Below are 19,413 nucleotides of genomic sequence, written 5' to 3'. Positions count from 1 at the left end.
ACTTCGTAAGTTGGTTCTATTGACGATATCGGCGGCGCGCTGGCGCAATCTCCAAGCCGAATCGAACAGTCACCCCATCGAGCTTTCCGATAAGTATGCCCAAGGTTCTTGTTCTAAGCGTGAGCGCGGGCGCCGGCCACGTTCGCGCAGCAGAGGCGCTGTGCGCTTATGCAAAAACTCATCCCGCAAGTGTCGAAGCCGTGCATCTCGATGTCATGGACTTCGTTCCCGCAAGTTTCAAGGCGCTTTACGCGGAGTTCTACATCAAACTGGTCGCTCGCCAGCCGGCCCTCTGGAGTTATCTCTATCAGAAGACGGACAACGCTTCGCCACGATCATTCGGCGAACGTCTTCGACGCGCGGTCGAGCGGCTCAACTGCCGCGCGCTGATAACGGAGATCGAGCGGCATCGCGCCGATGCGATCATTTGCACGCATTTCCTGCCTGCCGAGTTGCTTTCGCGTGAACGTCGTCTCGGCAACATTCATACGCCGGTGTGGGTGCAAGTCACGGACTTCGATCTTCATCGCATGTGGGTCGTGCCGGGCATGCAGGGATATTTCGCCGCAAACGACGAAGTCGCCTGGCGCATGACGAACCGCGGCGTTTCATCGGCATCGGTTCACATCGGCGGGATACCTGTCATGCCCGCCTTCAGCGAGCCTCTCGACCGCGCGGCGTGCGCGGCGCAATGCGGCCTGGACCCTGCGCGCATGACTCTGTTGATGATGTCCGGCGGCGAAGGTCTTGGCGCGCTCGACGCACTCGCCGAACGTCTGCTGAACATGGACGGCGATTTTCAGTTGATCGCTTTGGCGGGTCGCAACGAAGCGATGCGCGCCGCGTTGCGAAAACTGTGCGCGTTCCATCCAGCACGTTTGCACGTTTCCGGCTTCACGCCCAACGTCGAGCGCCTGATGGCGTGTTCCGATCTCGTCATCACGAAGCCTGGCGGGCTGACCACGTCCGAGTGCCTCGCAATGAAACTGCCGATGATCGTCACCTCGCCGATCCCGGGGCAGGAAGAGCGCAATGCGGATTACCTGCTCGAACACGGCGTCGCGCTGAAAGCCGTCGATGCAGTGGCGCTGGAGTATCGCGTTCGCGCGCTGCTAGACGATCCGGCCCGGCTCGATGCGATGCGCGAGCGAATCGCGCCGCTCTCGCGTCCGTATGCAGCACGTTTCGTTCTGGATACGGTGTGCGATGCGCTCGGCAATCCGGATACAAAGGTGGCGGCATGAACGCACGTGTCCTCGTGCCTGGCAGGCGCACGCTCGCACTCGTCGGCTGGGTCGCGCTGCTGGGCTTCTTGTTCGCCAACGTCGAAATACAGATCGAAGGCAACGCAGGTTGGGCCGCGAGCTTGCCGACATGGCGCATCGAACATCACTGGTTGCTCGACATCTTCTGGGGCGGCAGACCGATGACGGGGTATCACGCGTGGGTCTTTCCATTCGTCGCGTTGTTCTTTCATCTGCCCGTGATCTTTTTCGGTCGATGGTCATGGCGCATCGAGGCGCGCATCGTCGCATGCGTCATGACGTTCTGGCTGATCGAAGACTTTCTCTGGTTCGTTCTCAATCCCGCGTTCGGCATCGATCGCTTCGATGCGCTTCATGTGCCCTGGCACAAGCACTGGATCGGGTTCGCACCCACCGATTACTGGACCATGAGCATTGCAGCGCTCGTGTTGTTTCATCTGTCGCGTGAGCCTGGCACGGGGCGGTCGTCGCATGAATAAAGTCTTCCGCATTTTGTTTTACGGCGCGGGCTTCATGGCTGCGGCATACGTCCTGCAGTCGAAGATGGCGGCAGCGCCCGCTCCGGCCACGTCTGCATCCATGACGGTCGAACGCCCGCTGAACTGGGCCGAACCGATCGTGTACGCAGGCGTCGACAATCTTCATCGCATCACGCCTTCGCTTTATCGGAGCGCGCAGATATCGGCGGCCGATATCGTGCAACTGCGCGCACTGGGTATCCGCAAGATCGTCAGCTTCCGTTCGTTTCATTCCGATGAGGATGTTCTCGAAGGCAGCGGCATCGCGCTGCAGCGCATCCGTATCAACACATGGAACATCAAGGACGAGGACATGATCGCCGCGCTCAAGGCGCTGCGCGATGTCGACCGCGATGGTCCGATCCTCATTCACTGTCAGCATGGCGCGGATCGCACGGGGCTGGTATCGGCGCTGTATCGCGTGGTGTATCAAGGGTGGACCAGGCAACAGGCCGAAGATGAGTTGCTGCATGGCGGCTATGGATTTCATCCGGTGTGGGGAAACATCAGAAGCTATCTGCAGCACGTCGATGTCGAATGGTTGAGGCGGCAGGTTGGCGTTGCGGGGAGTCCCGCGTGATGCGCGCCTCCATGATTCGCATGGTGCTGATCTGCCTGCGACGTATCACCGTGCCTTTCGAACGCGCCGACGTCGCCGTGATCTTCCGAAATGCGCTCCAAGATGACGGCACGCCAAAGCCCATTCTCGCGGCGCGGCTCGAGACCGCGTCGAAGTGTCATCGTGCGGGTCTTTGCTCGCTATTTCCACCTTCCACGAGCGCAGCTCGCGTTCGAGAGCCTTGGCGCAAAGGTCTTGCCGGGTGCGTTTCCGCGTGAAGTCAGGGCGATGGACGCGTATTCGATTTGGCGCGAAGTGCCCGCATACGCCGTCTATTTCGCCCGGCTCTCGCTCGACGAGCACGCCGAGCCGGTGTCGTTCAGGCCGGTGAAGTTTTTGATGAGTCTCTTCTTCTGAGCTGCAAGTCAACTCGCGCCCCGCACCGAAAACGCCATTTCCCTTCTCTGCCGCAACCCGACCCACGCCGCGGACATCGCACTGACGATGCCCGCTGCGAGGCAGTATCCCGCGATCATCCACGGATCGCCGCCGTTGCGTTGCAAGAGCCACGTCGCGATGATCGGGCTGATGCCGCTCGCGAAGATCCCCGAGAACTGATACACGAACGAGATGCCCGAGTAGCGCACTTTCGCGTCGAAGAGTTCGGAGAAGAGCGCGGCTTCCGGACCATAGATCGATGCATAAACCACGCCGAGCGGAATCACGACCGCGAGCCACGCGAGCATCGTATTGCCGCCGCTATTCTTCATGAGCCAGAAGCCGAGGAACGCGGAAAGCCCGGTCGCAAGCGATCCCCAGAAGTAAATGCGCGCACGCCCAACGCGATCCGACAGCCGTCCGAAGAACGGAATCGTGAAGATCATCACGAACGCGGCGACCATTACGCCGAGCAGCGCGTCCGTGCGTTGCAGATGCAGCGTGCCGGTGAGATAAGAAATCGAAAACACGCCGAACACGTTGAAGAACACGCCATCGATGAAGCGTGCGCCCATGCCCGCAAGCGTATTGCCGGGATACTTCGTGATGACATCGACGATCGGCATGCGCGCTTCGCTGCCCGTCTTCTGGATGCGCGCGAACTCCGGCGTTTCCATCACGTTCAGGCGGATATACATGCCGATGAGCACAAGCGCGAACGACAGGAAGAACGCGATACGCCAGCCCCACGCGAGGAACTGCGCGTCGGTCAGCATGAGCGAGAGCCCCGCGACGACGCCTGACGACAGACACAAGCCGAGCGCGAGGCCAATCTGCGGAATGCTCGCATAGAAGCCGCGCTTGTTCTCGGGTGCGTATTCGAACGCCATCAGCACGGCGCCGCCCCATTCGCCGCCGAGACCGATGCCTTGCAGCACGCGCAGAAACAGCAGCAGCGATGGCGCCCATATGCCGATCTGCGCATACGTCGGCACCATGCCGATCAACACCGTCGCGACGCCCATGATCGTCAGCGTCATCACGAGCATGCTCTTTCTGCCGACGCGATCGCCGAAGTGCCCGAAGATCACGCCGCCCAGCGGCCGGCTGAGAAAGCCGACGGCGAAGGTGCCGTAAGCGAGCATCGTCGAGATGAGCGGATCGCTGCCTGGAAAATAGAGCTTGTTGAAGACGATGCCGGCGACCACGCCGTATAGAAAGAAGTCGTACCACTCGATCGTCGCGCCGATCAGACTTGCGACGACGACCTTTCTCATCTGTTTGCCATCGGTTCGGGGCAGTGCGTTCATGGTTTGTCTCCGTGATGGGTTCGAGACTTGTGCTCAGTCTCTTTGGCCTGCATGGGCCATGGGCTTTTCCGCAACGACCTGGGTTACGTCTTCCACATGCGTGACGTGCTGATAGCGCTGGTCTTCGAGAATCATGTCGGACGCCTTCTCCGCGATCATGATGACAGGCGCATTCGTGTTGCCCGATACGAGCTCCGGCATGATCGACGCATCGACCACACGCAGTCGTCCGATGCCGCGCACCTTCAGGCGCTCATCGACGACCGCGGATGCATCGTTGCCCATCTTGCAGGTGCCCGCCGGGTGATAGATCGACTGACTGAACTTGCGCGCGACGTCGAGCAGATCGGCATCGGTTCGATACTCCGAACCAGGAATGAACTCCGACACGATGTGCTTCGCGAGCGAAGGCGCCGCCGCGATGCGTCGCGCCACCTTGATGCCGCCGATCACGACGGGATGATCGCGTTCGTCGGAAAGATAATTCGCATGAATCGCGGGATATTGCAGCGGATCGTTCGAGCGAATCTCGACGCTGCCGCGGCTGTACGGCCGCAACTGACACACCGAAGACGTGAACGCCGAGAACGGATGCGCGCCTTGTCCGGGCTTGTCGGCGGAAAGTGGTTGCATGTGAAACTGGATGTCGGGACGCGCGACATCCGGCGACGAACGCGTGAAGATCGCAACCTGGCTCGCCGCGAGCGTCAGCGGCCCGGTGCGCGAGATAACGTATTGCAAGCCGATGAGCGCTTTCTTCAGCGGATTGTTGATCTCGTCGTTCAACGTCCGCTCGCGCGTCTTGAACACAAGCCGCACTTGCAGATGATCCTGCAGATTCCGGCCCACGCCCGGCAGGTCGTGCCTCACTTGCACGCCTGCGCCGTTCAACACGCTCGAAGGCCCGACGCCCGAGTTCTGCAGAATCTGCGGCGAGCCGATCGCGCCAGCCGCGAGAATCACTTCGACACGCGCGCGTACTTTCTTCACGACGCCTTCATGCATGTACTCGATGCCGACCGCTTCCTTGCCGTTGAACAGCACCCTGCGCGTTTGCGCCCGCGTCTCGACGATAAGATTGCGCCGGTCGCGCACCGGCTTGAGAAAGCCCTTCGCGGTGCTCCAGCGAAAGCCCTTGTAGGCCGTCTGCTGAAAATAGCCGACGCCTTCTTGCGTCGCGCCGTTGTAATCCTCGTTGAACGGGATGCCGATTTCCTGCGCCGCCGCGATGAAGTGATCGGCGATCGGACGGCGCAAGCGCAAATCCGATACTTTCAACGGCCCGCCCGCGCCGTGATATTCGCTCGCGCCGTGCTCCTGATCTTCCGATTTCCTGAAGTAGGGCAGCACGTCCTTGTAACTCCATCCCGCGTTGCCGAGTTCGGCCCAGCGATCGTAGTCCTCGCGCTGACCGCGCACATAGAGCAGCCCGTTGAGCGAACTGCAGCCGCCCAGCACCTTGCCGCGCGGCCAGTCGATGCTGCGTCCTGCGACGGCATCGTCCGGTTCCGTGCGATAGCACCAGTCGAGCTCGGGATCGTGCATGGTCTTGAAGTAGCCGACGGGGATATGAATCCACGGGCTCGCATCGGGCCCGCCCGCTTCGAGCAGCAGCACGGTGTTGGACGGATCGGCGCTCAGACGGTTGGCGAGCACGCAACCTGCCGAGCCCGCACCGACGATGACGTAATCGACTTCCTGCTGCATGACACCTGTCTCCTGAGGTCTTCTTTTGGAACGAATCGTTTCGCTTGCGTTTCGTTCAATGTGGAAGAAGCGGGCAAGGAAGCCAAGAGAAAAGCGCGGAAGCTCGCGAAAGTGAAACGGAAAGTGCGAATTCCGATTCAGAAGCGGAAGGGGGATGGGGGTAGTCCCTGAGCCGCGATTTATTGATTCGCCATCCGAAGTAACGATGCTGCGGCGCGTCAGAAAGTGGCCGTGAGCTCGGCGGCGGCTTCCTGCAGGCGCGGCACGAACGTCAGCGCACGGGACAGCGCCATGCGCGAGACCGGCCCATGCACGGCGATGGCCGCGATGCACTTGCCGCGCGAGTCGAAAACCGGCACGGCGACGCAGGCGATGCCCAACACGAACTCTTCGTTATCGACGGCGATGCCCTTGTTCGCGATGCGATCCAGTTCCGCTTCGAGCAGGTTCGGATCGTCGAGCGTGTTGGGCGTGAAGCGTTCGAGCCGCATCGCGCGAACGAGCGCGCTGCGTTCGTCGCGCGGCATCATCGAAAGAAGCAGCTTGCCGCTCGCGCTGCAATGCGCGGGAACATGCGATCCGGGCTTGAGCTCCAGTCGCAGCGCCCACGGCGATTCGCAGCGGTCGAGATAAAGCACTTGCGTGTCGTGCAGCGTGCTCAGGTTGCACGTTTCGCCGAGATCGGCGACGAGACGCTCCAGAATCGCATGACGCTGGCGCCGCGCGCCGCTGTGCATCATCACGTCGACGCCGAGCCGTTCGAGGCGCGGGCCGATCACGTAAGCGTTCTTCTGGCCCGGCTCGCGCGCGACGAAGCCGCCCGCTTCGAGCGATTGCAACATGCGATGCAGCGATGCCTTCGGTTGCTCGATGATGTTCGCCAGCTCCGCGAGCGACAGCGCGCCCTTCGCCGCGACCAGATGTTCGAGCACGCTGAATGCGCGCAGCGTAGGCGTTTCGTTGCGCGCGGCGCTTTCGGCGAGCGGCGCGCCATCCGTCGATTCAGGGTGAGCGAAGGCTTCCGTATCGGCTCGCGTGTCCATGATGCGCGCTCACGCCGGGTGATGCCGCGCTGCCTGCGCCTGCACGCAAGTCACGGCGATTACGTGAAAGATATCGTCCGCGCTGCAGCCGCGCGACAGATCGTTGGCGGGCTTCGCCAGCCCTTGCAACAACGGGCCGATAGCCTTCGCACCGCCGATGCGCTCCGCGAGCTTGTAGCCGATGTTGCCCGCTTCCAGACTCGGGAAGATCAGCGTGTTGGCGTGTCCTTCGATCTGCGAGTGATGCACCTTGCGCATCGCGATTTCGGCGACGATCGCGGCGTCGAGCTGCACGTCGCCATCGATGGCGAGGCCGGGGCGCGCTTCCTTCACGCGCCGCGTCGCTTCGATGACCTTGTCGACGGCCGCATGATGCGCGCTGCCGCTCGTCGAAAACGACAGCATCGCGACGCGCGGGTCTTCCATCAGGAGACTGCGTGCGCTGTCGGCCGCGGCCATCGCGATTTCGGCGAGTTGCTCCGCATTCGGCTCGACGACGAGCGCGCAATCGGAAAAGACGAGGCCGCCTTTCATCGCATGAAAGGGCTCGCAGAGCATCATCAGAAAGAAGCTGGAAACGAGCTTGAATGAAGGCCGAACGCCGATGATCTGAATCGCGTTACGCACGACATCCGCCGTCGTGTTGACCGCGCCGGAGACCGATCCGTCGGCCTCGCCCATACGCACCATGAGGTTCGCGAAGCACAGCGGATCGCGCACGGCGGCGCGCGCCTGATCGGGCGTCATGCCCTTTTTCTCGCGCAACGCGAAAAGCTCTTCCGCAAAGCGTTCGCCAAGCGATGATTGAGAAGGATCGATCACCTCGATGCCTTCGAGATCGATGCCCGCGCCATCCGCGACCTGATACGCGCGCGCTTTCGCACCCGCGAGCACGATGCGCGCGATACCTTCCCTGTGCGCGCGTTGCGCCGCCTGAAGGACGCGCGTGTCTTCGGCTTCGGAGAGGACGACGCGCATCGGCAGGTCGCGAGCCTGATCGATGATGCGATGCATGGCTTTCATGGCGGGCTCTCGATGGTCGGTCGGAAAACGCCGCTGCGCGGGCGCGCAGCGGCGTGAGGCAGGACTTAGACGTAGTCCTTGTACTTGTCCAGCATGCGTACCGGCTTCGAGAGCGCATCGCGGCGGAACGGATCGCCGAGCTCACGCGTGCACATGATTTCGATGATCGTCGTCTTGCCATGATTCATCTGCAGATCGATGGCCTTCTTCAGCGCCGGGCCCACATCCTCCAGCTTGTCGACGACGATGCCTTCCGCGCCCATCGCCTTCGCGATCTCGGCGAAGCTTTGATTGTCGAGCTCGCCCGCGACGAAGCGGCGGTTATAGAAGTCCACCTGATTCTTCTTCTCCGCGCCCCATTGACGGTTATGGAAGACGACGGCCGTCACCGGAATGTTGTGGCGCACGCATGTCATGGTCTCCATCAGGCTCATGCCCCACGCGCCATCGCCCGCATACGACACGGCCGGACGATGCGGCGCCGCGACCTTCGCGCCGATGATCGTCGGGAACGCATAGCCGCAATTACCCCAGCTCATCGCCGCGAAGAAGCTGCGCGGTTTGTTGAAGCGCAGATAGCTGTTCGCGACCGAGTTGATGTTGCCGATGTCCGTCGAGACCATCACGTCTTCCGGCATCGCCTTTTCGAGTTCGCGCAACACCTGACGCGGATGCAGATATTGGCCGCCGCTGAAGGGCTTCTCGCCCTTCTGCTCTTCGATCATGTCGAGGCTGTACGGATCGCGCTCGTGCGTCCACTCGTCGAGCTCCTTCTCCCACGCGGCTTTTTCAGAAGCGATGGTTTTCGCGCGGGCATCCTTCGTCGCATCGCAATCGAGCTTGCGGTCCGCGAGACGTTGCGTGAGCGCGATGGCAGTCGCCTTCGCATCGCCGCAAATGCCGACGGAAATCTTCTTCACGAGGCCGAGCATCTTGTGATCCGCATCGATCTGGATGACCTTCGCTTCCTTCGGCCAGTAGTCGAGACCGTGCTGCGGCAGCGTGCCGAACGGTCCGAGGCGCGAACCGAGCGCGATGACGACATCGGCCTGACTGAGCAGCTTCATCGCCGCCTTCGAGCCTTGATAACCGAGCGGGCCGCACCACAACGGATGATTCGCCGGGAACGAGTCGTTATGCAGATAGCTGTTGACGACCGGCGCGCCCAGACGTTCCGCGAGCGCCTTGCACTCTTCGATGGCATCGGACATCACCACGCCGCCGCCCGAGATGATGACGGGAAATTTCGCTTGCGCGAGCAGATCGGCCGCTTCGTTCAGGCTCTGGTCGCCACCGGGGCCGCGATCGAGACGCTGCGGCTTCGGAATCTCGACCTTCACCTGGCCGTAAAAATAGTCGCGCGGAATATTGAGCTGCGTCGGTCCCATTTCGGACATCGCGCGATCGAAGCAGCGCGCGGTGAATTCGGCCATCCGCGCCGGATGCGTGACGTGGCCCTGATACTTCGTGAATTCCTGGAACATCGGCAGTTGCTTCGCTTCCTGGAAACCGCCGAGGCCGATGCCCATCGTGCCGGCTTCCGGCGTGACGATCACGACCGGGCTGTGCGCCCAGTACGCCGCAGCGATGGCCGTCACCGCATTGCTGATGCCCGGACCATTCTGACCAATGACGACGCCGTGACGACCGGACACGCGCGAATAGCCGTCGGCCATATGACCCGCGCCCTGCTCGTGCACGACCGGAATGAGACGGATGCCGGCGGGCGCGAAGATGTCCATCGCGTCCATGAATGCCGAACCCATGATGCCGAACATCTCGGTCACGCCATTGGCGGCGAGCGTTTCGACGAATGCTTCGGACGGGGTCATCGCCTGCGGACCGCTGGGCGCCGCGCCGGTGGCGGCGAGGGTGGTCTTGGACGGACGTGCTTGGTCGTGCTCGCTCATGAATGTCTCCGGGTGAAATAAAACGGAACGTTCGGTTCCGGAATTCGTATCGTGAAGACATCGTAGGACAGGCCGATTCCGTGGTCAACCTGTTTTTCGAATAAATGGAATGATTCGTCTCTAAAAAAATCGGAATGTAGTCGTTCAAAAGAAGGGCGAATCGCCGCCGATGCCCGTGCGGCGGGCTTCGGCGGGAAGTTCGGCGGGAAGTTCGGCGAAATGCGGAGTCAGCGTGCGGCGGGGCGTTGACGCGTCATGAGCGTCAGTCCGTCGGACGTATCGATGAGCGTTGCGAGTTTCACGGCGGTTTCGCGCAACTGCGGAACCGCCTGCAGCAGATCGTTGAGATTCGCGCGCGCGGTCGGCGCATGCGCGGCGAGGCACGCGAGCGCGCGCCCGGTGGAGGCGTCGGTGATGGGCACCGCGACCGCGACCATGCCGAGCACGAACTCCTCGTTATCGATGCCGATCCCGCGCGCCGCGAGCCGGTCGAGCTCGGCTTCGAGCAACGACCGGTCAGTCAGCGTGCGATGCGTCTTCTTGGTGAGCGTGAGGCGTCCTAGAATCTGGCGGCGCTCGGCCAGCGGCATCTGCGAAAGAAACAGCTTGCCGCTCGCCGTGCAATGCAGCGGCACGCGCATGCCGGCCTGCATGTGCAAGCGCAGCGGCTCGGCCGTTTCGACGCGCTCGATGTAAAGGACGGTATCGCCGTCGAGCGCGGTGAGATTGCAGCTTTCGCCGATCACGTCGACGAGCGAGCGCAGGATCGACCGGCATGCGCGCGTGAACGAATTGTTGGCGAGCGTGGCGAGTGCAAGCTGGGCGGCGCGCGGCCCGAGCGCGATGCCGCAATCGGTGCCGCGCGAGTCGGGCATGTGCGTGACATAGCCCTGCGCTTCGAGCGAATCGATCAGCCGGAGCAATGTCGCCTTGGGAATGCGTACGCGCGCCGCCAGTTGCGACAGCGTGTAGGCGTGGCCGGCGGCCGCCAGTTGTTCGAGCACGGCAAGGGGGCGAAGCGTCCGTGCTTCATCGCCGGCGTGTTCGGAAGGATCGAGATGTGTGACGTCGCGCATGAATCGGAAACGGAACGGTTGGTTTCGGATTACGACTACTTTACGCCGGGAAGCGGCGGCGACGCCACGATTTTCAGAACGTCCGGTTGCGTTTTTTTATACGGCTGATCCGGAACGGGCCTTCAGAATGTCTTGCCCAACTCCACCGCGGCTTCCTTCAGACGCGGCACCATTTCCAGCGCGCGCGAGAGCGGCGTGCGCGACACAGGCGCGTGAACGGCGATCGCCGCGATACATGTGCCGTGCGCGTCGGCGATGGGCGCGGCCGCGCACACGATGCCCTGCACGAACTCCTCGTTGTCGATCGCCACGCCCTTCTTCGCGATGCGGTCCAATTCCGCTTCCAGCATTTCCGTGTCGGTGATCGTGTTTGCGGTGTAGCGCTCGAGTTTCATCGCGCGCACGAGCGCATTGCGTTCCTCGCGCGGTTGCAGCGCGAGTAGCAGCTTGCCGCTCGCGCTGCACCAGACGGGTACATGCGAGCCGGGCTTCAGGTCGAGCCTGAGCGGCCACGGCGCTTCCACGCGATCCAGATACAGCACTTCGTTTTCATGCAGCATCGTCAGATTGCAGGTCTCGCCGAGATCGGAGACGAGCCGGGTGAGGATCGCATGACGCAAACGCCGTGCGCCCGCGTGCGTCATCACGTTGAGACCGAGTTGCGCAAGACGCGGGCCGACGACATACGCGTTTCGGTCGCCGGGCTCGCGAATCACGAGTCCGCCCGCTTCGAGCGACGCGAGCATGCGATGCAGCGAAGGCTTCGGCATACCCATGTCGTCGGCCATGTCCGTCAGCGACACGGGGTTGCCCGCCTGGACCAGATATTCCAGCAGCGCGAAGGCGCGCAGCGTGGGCGTGTCGGGCTTGTCCATCGGCATGATTTCCATATCAATTTGTCGACATTATTTTAAATGAGGTGCCGATCGCCGCCTCATACGCCGTTTGGATAAAAATAAACGAAATGAATTGTTCCGAAAAAGAATAGTTGCTATGCTGAAGTCTCTGCTACGGGAGACGAAGCCTCATGATGCGCGACACATGGATGGACGAGCCGGATCGGAAGGTGTCCGTGCGCTCGCTTTTCGGAATCGACACCGATCTGGACGTTCCTGCGTTCAGCACGCGCGATCCGCACGTTCCGGAAATCGACGAGGCGTACCGCTTCAATCCCGAGGTCACGCTGGCGATTCTCGCCGGCTTCGCATTCAACCGGCGCGTGATGGTGCAGGGGCTGCACGGCACCGGCAAGTCGACTCACATCGAACAGGTGGCGGCACGGCTCAACTGGCCTTGCATGCGCGTCAATCTCGATGGCCACGTGAGCCGCCTCGATCTCGTCGGCAAGGACGCGATCGTCGTGCGCGACGACGTGCAGATCACCGAGTTTCAGGAAGGCGTCGTGCCTTGGGCGCTGCAACGGCCGGTTGCGCTCGTGTTCGACGAATACGACGCCGGCCGTCCCGACGTGATGTTCGTGATTCAACGAATTCTGGAACGCGACGGCAGTTTTACGCTGCTCGACCAGAACCGCGTGATCCAGCCGCATCGTTTTTTTCGGCTGTTCGCGACGACCAACACGATCGGCCTCGGAAACCTGAACGGCATGTATCACGGCACGCAGATGTTGAATCACGCGCAGATCGATCGCTGGAACGTCGTCGCGACGCTCAACTATCTGTCGCGCGAGGAAGAGGCCCGCATCGTGCTCGCGCGCGTGCCGCAGCTCGATGACGACGCGGGCCGCGCGCTCGTCGATTCGATGGTGAGCATGGCGGGCCTCACGCGGCGCGGCTTCGCGGCGGGTGATCTTTCGACGCTGATGTCGCCGCGCACCGTCATTAGCTGGGCGGAAAACCGCGAAGTTTTCCGCGATACGAAGCTCGCGCTGCGTCTCACTTTCCTGAACAAATGCGATGAAGCGGAACGGCCGATCGTCGCGGAATATTTTCAGCGCGCGTTCGGCGAGGAACTCGATACGCCATCGCAGTGGCACGACGAGTCGGCGCGATGAACGACTCGCGCGAACGCGCGCGACGCGATGCGCTGTGCGCGGCCACCGTGCGAGCCCTGACCGGCGACGACGCATTGCATTACCGCGGTGGCAAGTTGTATCGGCATCTGCGGCCGGTGCCGTTGCGTGCGCCGCATTTGCGCGGCGAGCACAGAGAGGAAGATGACGCCGATTCGACGCGCGGCGCGGCCGATGCGTCCGCGTTGCGCATCGCGCATTCGGATGCCGCGCTGCATCGCGAACTCGCTCCCGGTGAACCCGTCGCGCGCATGGTCTTCGACATGCTCGAACAGTTGCGCTGCGAAACGCGCGTGCCTTCCGGCATGGAAGGCGTGAAGCGCAATGTGCGGCATCGCTTCGATGCGTGGTCGCTCGCGTGCTACGAATCCGGCTTGCTCGACAGCGATATCGGCTTGTTGATTTACACAGCCGCGCAAATGGCGCAGTCGCGTCTTTCGGGCCGCGCCGTGCTCGAAGAAACCGAAGGGCTCATCGAAGCGACGCGTGCGGCGCTCGCGCCATCGCTCGGCAATGCGCTTGCGGGCATGCGCCGCCATCGTCACGACCAGCGCGCGTATGCGGTCCATGCGCTGGAAATCGCGCGAACGATAGGCGAAATGGTGCAGGAAGTGCGGCACACGTTCGTCGAGAGCGATTCACCCGACGACGAAGAAGATGCCGCGCGCACCATGCTCGGCACCTGGTTCGATACCGACGACGAACATGGCGAACTCGAACGGCTGGCGCTCGCTGCGAGTGGCGACAGCAGCGCGCGCGAGGCGACGGGCGAGGCGTATCGCATCTTCACCACGCGTTACGACAAGACCGTTCGCCCATCGACGCTGATCCGGGCCGCGTTGTTGCGCGAATATCGCGAGCGGCTGGACGCTCTGATTGCCGCGCGGCATATCAACGTGCCGCGTCTCGCGCGCATGTTGCAGGCATCGATCACCGTGCCGCGTCGCGATGGCTGGTCGTTCGGCGAGGAAGACGGGCGCATCGACGGCCGGCGGCTCGCGCAAGTGGTGGCATCGCCGGATGAGCGGCGCGTATTCAGACGCGAGCGCGAACGTCCGCACGCGGACTGTGCGGTGGGCTTTCTCATCGACTGCTCGGGCTCGATGAAGGCGAGCATCGAGCCGGTCACGGTGATGATCGACGTGCTCGTGCGAGCGCTTGGCATGGCGGGCGTCACGACGGAAGTGCTCGGCTTCACGACCGGCGCATGGAATGGCGGGCGCGCGAAGCTCGACTGGCTCGCGAAGGGCCGGCCGAAGTATCCGGGCCGGCTCAACGAAGCCTGCAACATGATTTTCAAGGAAGGGGAGGCAGGCTGGCGTGCCGCGCGACGCGATATCGCGGCGCTGTTCAAGGCCGATTTGTTCCGCGAAGGTATCGACGGCGAAGCGGTGGATTGGGCATGCTCGCGGCTCATCGCGCGTGACGAAGCGCGCCGCATCCTCGTTGTCATCTCCGATGGAAGCCCGATGGACAGCGCGACCGCGCAAGCCAACGAGCCGAACTATCTCGATCAGCACTTGAGAGAGGTCGTCGAGAAGCACGAAGCATCGCGCGCTGTGGAAGTGCTCGGCCTTGGCGTCGGCCTCGATTTGAGCACGTACTATCGGCATCACTTCGCAGTGGATCTGAGCGTTGCGCCGGACATGACGCTATTCGCGAAGCTCGCCGCATGGCTCGGTGCGCGGCGCAGAGGCACGACTTAACGCGCGATGTATGTCGTCGTTTTCGAACAGGCCGATGAAGACGATGGCGGTTTCGTCGACATCGCGGCATGGCATGACTTGCCAGCGCTTGCCGACGACGTGAATCTCGGCACACGTTCCATCACGAGCCGCGCGATGCTCTTCGCGCGCAAGAGGCGATCGCCGATCGACGCGCACGTGGCCTTGGGCAAGCGGCGATCGAAACGCTCATCGGAGCGAAAGGCAACGCTGCGCAGATCGGCGGGAAGATGACTCGAAGGCATGAATGCTTGCCCTTCGATGCCTGAAAGCGCTTCGGCATGGGTCACTCCGCATGATCATTGGCCTCCCGAGACATTCGGTGCGAGAGAGAAGGGATTCGGCCCAGTATGACCAGACAAAAAGCGCGCGTCGTAGTGCCAGACGCGATCAATCGCTGGGGCCAGCGGCGGCGGCATCCTGGCACTAACGATGGTTTCGGCGTGGCTCTAAGCGGTACGTCGAGTTCGGTGCAGTATGAGGGTACTTTCCAAGGAGTCATCGGTGGCTACTCTCGACTACGTTGCGCCGGCCTTTCGTGGCGCGTGCGCCCCATACGATCCGCTCTACGACCCGCTCGTTTCGCCCATCGGCCGTCAGCCGATGGATTACGCGCCCACCTACTGGGTCGCGACGGCAGGCGAGCCGCCCGAAGACGACGGCCCCTTGCCCGGCGATGCCGACGTCGACGTGCTGATCGTCGGCGCGGGATTCACCGGCCTTTCGACGGCGCTCTTTCTGGCGCGCGAACATGGCATCCGCGCGACCATCGTCGATGCGAATCGCACGGCATGGGGCTGCACGAGCCGCAACGGCGGGCAAGGGCAGAACGCGAGCGGACGCCTCTATCGCTCGCAATGGATCGAACGCTGGGGCAAGCAGACGGCGCTCAGGCTCGATGCCGAGATCCGCGAAGGTTTCGACACCTTCAAGCAATTGATCGGCGAGTTCACATGCGATCCGCAGCCGGGCGGGCATCTGTACATCGCGCATCGCGCGCGCAAGATGGACTTTCTCGCGAACGAATGCAAAGTGATGCGCGACGTATTCGGCTACGACGCGCGCATGCTGAGCGCGAAGGAAGTCGCGCAATCGTATGTCGACGATCGCGAGAATTGCGGCGCGCTGCTGGAGCCCGATGGCATCGGCGTGCATCCGTTGAAGCTCGCGTTCGGCTATATGCGTATGGCGCGCTCGCTCGGCGTGAAGGTGCATCCGGGCACGCCGGTCCTCAACGTCGAGACGATTCGCGGCGTGCATCATGTCCGCACGCCGCGCGGCGTGATTCGCGCGAAGGCGATCGCGTTCGCGACCGGCGGCTATACGCGCAACGACATGCATCGCGCGCTATCCGCGAAGATCATGCCGATACTCTCGAACTCGCTCGTTACGCGGCCGCTTACGCAGGAAGAACTCGCATCGACCAATTTCCTCTCGCGCCAGGTCATTACCGATACGCGCACGCTGCGCTTCTACTATCGGCTGTTGCCGGATAACCGCGTGCAGATCGGTAGCCGCAGCGCGATCACCGGCGCCGATGCGGCAAACCCTCGCCATATGGACGTGCTCATCGAGGGCTTGCATCGCAAGTTTCCATCGCTCAAAGGCATTCGCATCGATTACTCGTGGTGGGGCTGGGTCGATGTGAGTCACGACATGATGCCGCGCGTCGCGCAACCCGATCCGCAACAGAGCATTTTTTATGCAGTCGGTTATGGCGGAAACGGTGTGTCGTTCTCCGCGCATGCGGGGCGGCGCATGGCCGAGCGCGTCGCGGGAAAGTGGCAGCACAGCCGCGACGATCTGCCGATCTACGACTCCGCGCTCGAATATCCGAACGTGATGGGCATGGTGAAGTGGAAAGGCTTCGCGCCGTTCCGCCGCGTCGGCCAACGGTTTCTGTATCACAAGTATCTGGCGCAGGACGAGAAGCGCTGAACGCATTTTGGTCTCTTTCGCAACGCACTGAAAACATCGACACATGAGCACACAAACGAATCAGGATTACATTCGCCTCTTGCAGACGTTCAACGATGCATGGAACCGCCACGACATCGACGCGCTGATGAACTGCATGGCGGACGAATGCGTTTTTCACGGCGTGGCCGGACCCGATGCGCTGGGCAGCACGTTCAAGGGCCGGGACGAAGTGCGCAAGGGCTTCACGCTTGCGTGGGAAACCTTTCCCGATGCATCGTGGAATGACGGCGAGCACTTCGTGAGCGGCAATCGCGGCGTATCGGAATCGACGTTTCGCGGCACGAAGGCGGACGGCTCGCGCATCGAGGCGCGCATGGTGGACGTCTTCACGTTCAGCGATGGCAGGATCGCGGTGAAGAACGCCTATCGAAAGGATCGTCCGGCGCTTTGAAGCGTCATTGAACGAACGTCTCGACCCGCCGGCAACGAACCCGCGGGCGAGCGCCGAATCGGTACAAGCAAATCAGGAGACGACATGCAATCGAGTACGGAGCAGAGCGATCTCAAGTGTGGCCTCAAGCAGCGCCACATGACGATGATCGCATTGGGCGGCGTCATAGGCGCCGGACTATTCGTCGGGAGCGGCGTGGTGATCCAGCAGGCCGGACCCGCGGCGATTCTCTCGTTTCTCATCACGGGCGGCCTCGTGGTTCTCGTCATGCGTATGCTCGGCGAGATGGCCTGCGCGATGCCCGCCGTCGGCTCGTTCTACGAATATGCGCGGCTCGCGTTCAAGACGCAGCGCGGGCCGGGCCGTCTCGCCGGGTTCCTGACGGGCTGGATGTACTGGTACTTCTGGGTCATCGTGATCGCGCTCGAAGCAGTCGCGGGCGCGAAGCTCGTGCAGTTCTGGATACCGGATGTGCCTGCATGGATGATCAGCCTCGTGTTGCTCGTCGTGCTCACGCTGACCAATCTCATTTCGGTCGGCAGTTATGGCGAATTCGAGTTCTGGTTTTCGTCGATCAAGGTCGGCGCGATCATCGTGTTCCTGTTTCTCGGCGGCCTGTACGTCTGCGGCTTCTGGCCCGCATCGATGCACACGACCGATGTCGCGGCGACGTTCCTCGGCCATGGCGGCTTCATGCCGAAGGGCATCGGGCCCGTGATGACGGGCGCGGTCGCGGCGACCGGCTTCTACTTCGGCGCGGAAATCGTCACGATCGCGGCGGCCGAAGCGAAGGAGCCTGCGAAGGCAGTTGCGAAGGCAACTAATTCCGTCATCACGCGCGTGCTCGTGTTCTATGTCGGATCGGTCGCGCTCGTCGTCGCGCTGGTGCCGTGGAATTCGCATCAGATGGCGACGCCTTATGTCAGCGCGCTCGAAGTCATGGGCATGCCCGCCGCAGCCAACGTGATGAACGCGATCGTCCTCACCGCCGTGCTGTCCGCGCTGAACTCGGGCCTCTATGCGGCATCGCGCATGCTGTTCGCGTTGACGCGTCACGGCGATGCGCCGCTCGGACTCGCGAAGGTCAACAAGCGCGGCGTGCCGACGCGCGCCATTCTGCTCGGCACGGTGTTCGGGTATGTGTCGGTGGTGATGTCGTATGTATCGCCGGATACGGTGTTCGCGTTCCTCGTGAATTCGTATGGCACGGTGGCGATCTTCGTGTATCTGCTGATCGCGTTTTCGCAACTGCGCTTGCGCGGCCGTATGACGAGCTTCGAAGTAAGCGACCTGCGCGTACGCATGTGGGGATTTCCCTATCTCACGTGGCTCGCGATCTTCGGGATGATGGCGATTCTCGTCGCGATGGCCTTCATTCCCGATCAACGCAAGCCGCTGTGGCTGGGCGTCGCGAGTCTCGGCATTCTGATCGTCGCGTATGTCGTGTTCAAGCGCGGCCGCAAGGAAGTCGAGGTCGAAGACGAACATCATTCGACGCGGCATCTCCAGACCAGCGAACGATAAGCACTGAAGCAAAGGCCGGTTTGCCGAATCGAAAACCGGCCTTCAATCCTTGAACGTCTTCGCGGTTTCTTCCGCAGCACGGCGCAGATCGGGTTCGAACGCAAGCAACTGATCGAGCGCCACGCGCCCCACCGGCGCCTGAATCGCAATCGCCGCACACGCGCGATTGCGATCGAGCATCACCGGCACCGCGATCGCAACGAGTCCCTGCAAATGCTCCTGATTGTTGATGGCGAGCATGCGGCGGCGTGTCAATGCGAGCTCCTTGCGCAGTGCGTCGCGATCGGTGATCGTGCGCTCCGAATACGAACGCAACGGCAAGCGTTCGATCATGCGTTCGCGCCGATCCTTCGGCAAAAAGCTCAGCAGCAGCTTGCCGCTTGCGGAGCAATGCAACGGCACATGCGAACCTGGCTGCAGATGCATGCGCAGCGGCCATCCCGTTTCGACGCGATCCACATAGACGACGTCGTTGCCCGCGAGCATCGTCAGATTGCATGTTTCGCCGACGCGCATGACGAGCTGTTCCAATAGCGCATGACGCGCGGCAGCGGGACCCGCGTGCATCAGCACGTTGATGGCGAGCGTACGCACGCGCGCCGAGCATTCATAAAGCTTGTCGCTTGCGCCGCGCGTGACGAGCCATGCGTCCATCAACTGCACCAGGATGCGATGCACGGTCTGTTTGGGCAGACCCAATGCATCGACGAGCTCGGTCATGGAAAGCGGGCGATTCGCCTCGGCGAGCGTTTCGAGCACGCGAAACGCGCGCACGGCGGCGGCATTCGATTGATTCGAAGTCACGCTTGTCTCCGTTCGCATACTTTTCGGTTTTATTTCATTGTGCGTCGAAAACACCGGTTTTCGGGACTCTAAAAAGTCCCGAAAAGCTGAATTTCCGATGCTCGCGCTA

Annotated in this window: 17 protein-coding genes; 9 read left to right on the top strand and 8 right to left on the bottom strand. The window is 62.3% G+C overall.

Translation table 11 applies throughout. The features are described from left to right. The first annotated feature begins 95 nt into the window (after positions 1-95). From NCS03_RS28450 to NCS03_RS28435, 4 genes are all read left to right on the top strand, one after another. Positions 96-1,244: an MGDG synthase family glycosyltransferase gene (locus NCS03_RS28450; RefSeq protein ID WP_250441607.1), complete on the top strand. Its 1,149-nt coding sequence runs from the start codon at positions 96-98 to the stop codon at positions 1,242-1,244. Then, positions 1,241-1,744, top strand: a complete 504-nt coding sequence (locus tag NCS03_RS28445; RefSeq protein WP_250530295.1) for a hypothetical protein — start codon at positions 1,241-1,243, stop codon at positions 1,742-1,744. Before NCS03_RS28450 ends, NCS03_RS28445 begins: the two co-directional genes overlap by 4 nt. Next, entirely contained in the window at positions 1,737-2,363 is a 627-nt protein-coding gene (locus NCS03_RS28440) for a dual specificity protein phosphatase family protein (protein ID WP_250530294.1), read from the top strand. Before NCS03_RS28445 ends, NCS03_RS28440 begins: the two co-directional genes overlap by 8 nt. 162 nt (positions 2,364-2,525) lie before the next feature. After that, entirely contained in the window at positions 2,526-2,759 is a 234-nt protein-coding gene (locus NCS03_RS28435) for an ElyC/SanA/YdcF family protein (protein ID WP_250520191.1), read from the top strand. A gap of 8 nt (positions 2,760-2,767) precedes the next feature. Here the strand turns inward: NCS03_RS28435 and NCS03_RS28430 are convergent, their stop codons facing one another. The 7 genes from NCS03_RS28430 to NCS03_RS28400 all read right to left on the bottom strand — a co-directional run bounded on the left by NCS03_RS28430 (position 2,768) and on the right by NCS03_RS28400 (position 11,724). Beyond that, positions 2,768-4,081: an MFS transporter gene (locus NCS03_RS28430; RefSeq protein WP_372492603.1), complete on the bottom strand. Its 1,314-nt coding sequence runs from the start codon at positions 4,079-4,081 to the stop codon at positions 2,768-2,770. A gap of 42 nt (positions 4,082-4,123) precedes the next feature. Continuing rightward, entirely contained in the window at positions 4,124-5,797 is a 1,674-nt protein-coding gene (locus tag NCS03_RS28425; protein ID WP_250530293.1) for a GMC family oxidoreductase, read from the bottom strand. A gap of 218 nt (positions 5,798-6,015) precedes the next feature. Next, on the bottom strand, positions 6,016-6,840 hold the full coding sequence (locus NCS03_RS28420; protein ID WP_008346059.1) for an IclR family transcriptional regulator: 825 nt from the start codon (positions 6,838-6,840) through the stop codon (positions 6,016-6,018). A gap of 9 nt (positions 6,841-6,849) precedes the next feature. After that, entirely contained in the window at positions 6,850-7,863 is a 1,014-nt protein-coding gene (pta, locus tag NCS03_RS28415) for a phosphate acetyltransferase (RefSeq protein ID WP_250530292.1), read from the bottom strand. Positions 7,864-7,928: 65 nt separating this feature from the next. After that, the gene (gene xsc, locus NCS03_RS28410) at positions 7,929-9,695 is read right to left on the bottom strand and encodes a sulfoacetaldehyde acetyltransferase (protein WP_051078970.1); all 1,767 of its coding nucleotides are present in this window, start codon (positions 9,693-9,695) and stop codon (positions 7,929-7,931) included. 305 nt (positions 9,696-10,000) lie between these two features. Next, positions 10,001-10,849, bottom strand: a complete 849-nt coding sequence (locus NCS03_RS28405) for an IclR family transcriptional regulator (protein WP_250530291.1) — start codon at positions 10,847-10,849, stop codon at positions 10,001-10,003. A 122-nt stretch (positions 10,850-10,971) separates the two neighbouring features. Further along, complete coding sequence (locus tag NCS03_RS28400) at positions 10,972-11,724, bottom strand: IclR family transcriptional regulator (protein WP_008346053.1); 753 nt, start codon at positions 11,722-11,724, stop codon at positions 10,972-10,974. A gap of 152 nt (positions 11,725-11,876) precedes the next feature. Between NCS03_RS28400 and NCS03_RS28395 the strand changes: the two genes are divergently transcribed. From NCS03_RS28395 to NCS03_RS28375, 5 genes are all read left to right on the top strand, one after another. After that, positions 11,877-12,863 (top strand): AAA family ATPase, encoded by a 987-nt coding sequence (locus tag NCS03_RS28395; RefSeq protein WP_250530290.1) that lies wholly within the window; start codon positions 11,877-11,879, stop codon positions 12,861-12,863. Further along, entirely contained in the window at positions 12,860-14,587 is a 1,728-nt protein-coding gene (locus tag NCS03_RS28390; protein ID WP_250530289.1) for a cobaltochelatase CobT-related protein, read from the top strand. The genes NCS03_RS28395 and NCS03_RS28390 overlap by 4 nt, the downstream gene beginning before the upstream one ends. 522 nt (positions 14,588-15,109) lie before the next feature. Further along, a complete protein-coding gene (locus tag NCS03_RS28385; protein ID WP_175980327.1) occupies positions 15,110-16,543 on the top strand; it encodes an NAD(P)/FAD-dependent oxidoreductase in 1,434 nt (477 codons plus the stop codon). Between the two features lie 43 nt (positions 16,544-16,586). Beyond that, positions 16,587-16,976 (top strand): nuclear transport factor 2 family protein, encoded by a 390-nt coding sequence (locus tag NCS03_RS28380; protein WP_250530288.1) that lies wholly within the window; start codon positions 16,587-16,589, stop codon positions 16,974-16,976. 84 nt (positions 16,977-17,060) lie between these two features. After that, the gene (locus NCS03_RS28375; protein ID WP_008346042.1) at positions 17,061-18,500 is read left to right on the top strand and encodes an amino acid permease; all 1,440 of its coding nucleotides are present in this window, start codon (positions 17,061-17,063) and stop codon (positions 18,498-18,500) included. A gap of 42 nt (positions 18,501-18,542) precedes the next feature. On the opposite strand, the gene NCS03_RS28370 is transcribed toward NCS03_RS28375, so the two are convergent. Further along, the gene (locus NCS03_RS28370; RefSeq protein WP_175980328.1) at positions 18,543-19,322 is read right to left on the bottom strand and encodes an IclR family transcriptional regulator; all 780 of its coding nucleotides are present in this window, start codon (positions 19,320-19,322) and stop codon (positions 18,543-18,545) included. Between the last annotated feature and the right edge of the window lie 91 nt (positions 19,323-19,413).

Source organism: Caballeronia sp. ATUFL_F1_KS4A, assembly GCF_023630905.1.
GTDB classification, from domain to species: domain Bacteria; phylum Pseudomonadota; class Gammaproteobacteria; order Burkholderiales; family Burkholderiaceae; genus Caballeronia; species Caballeronia zhejiangensis.
Note: the sequence above shows the minus strand (reverse complement) of the source record. Positions and strands in the feature narration are given on the sequence as shown.

Excerpts from the sequence above, each read along its gene's own strand:
- NCS03_RS28450 (WP_250441607.1), top strand. The coding sequence starts at position 96 with ATGCCCAAGGTTCTTGTTCTAAGCGTGAGCGCGGGCGCCGGCCACGTT.
- NCS03_RS28445 (WP_250530295.1), top strand. The coding sequence starts at position 1,241 with ATGAACGCACGTGTCCTCGTGCCTGGCAGGCGCACGCTCGCACTCGTC.
- NCS03_RS28440 (WP_250530294.1), top strand. The coding sequence starts at position 1,737 with ATGAATAAAGTCTTCCGCATTTTGTTTTACGGCGCGGGCTTCATGGCT.
- NCS03_RS28425 (WP_250530293.1), bottom strand. The coding sequence starts at position 5,797 with ATGCAGCAGGAAGTCGATTACGTCATCGTCGGTGCGGGCTCGGCAGGT.
- NCS03_RS28420 (WP_008346059.1), bottom strand. The coding sequence starts at position 6,840 with ATGGACACGCGAGCCGATACGGAAGCCTTCGCTCACCCTGAATCGACG.
- pta (WP_250530292.1), bottom strand. The coding sequence starts at position 7,863 with ATGAAAGCCATGCATCGCATCATCGATCAGGCTCGCGACCTGCCGATG.
- xsc (WP_051078970.1), bottom strand. The coding sequence starts at position 9,695 with ATGACCCCGTCCGAAGCATTCGTCGAAACGCTCGCCGCCAATGGCGTG.
- NCS03_RS28405 (WP_250530291.1), bottom strand. The coding sequence starts at position 10,849 with ATGCGCGACGTCACACATCTCGATCCTTCCGAACACGCCGGCGATGAA.
- NCS03_RS28400 (WP_008346053.1), bottom strand. The coding sequence starts at position 11,724 with ATGGACAAGCCCGACACGCCCACGCTGCGCGCCTTCGCGCTGCTGGAA.
- NCS03_RS28395 (WP_250530290.1), top strand. The coding sequence starts at position 11,877 with ATGATGCGCGACACATGGATGGACGAGCCGGATCGGAAGGTGTCCGTG.
- NCS03_RS28390 (WP_250530289.1), top strand. The coding sequence starts at position 12,860 with ATGAACGACTCGCGCGAACGCGCGCGACGCGATGCGCTGTGCGCGGCC.
- NCS03_RS28380 (WP_250530288.1), top strand. The coding sequence starts at position 16,587 with ATGAGCACACAAACGAATCAGGATTACATTCGCCTCTTGCAGACGTTC.
- NCS03_RS28375 (WP_008346042.1), top strand. The coding sequence starts at position 17,061 with ATGCAATCGAGTACGGAGCAGAGCGATCTCAAGTGTGGCCTCAAGCAG.
- NCS03_RS28370 (WP_175980328.1), bottom strand. The coding sequence starts at position 19,322 with ATGCGAACGGAGACAAGCGTGACTTCGAATCAATCGAATGCCGCCGCC.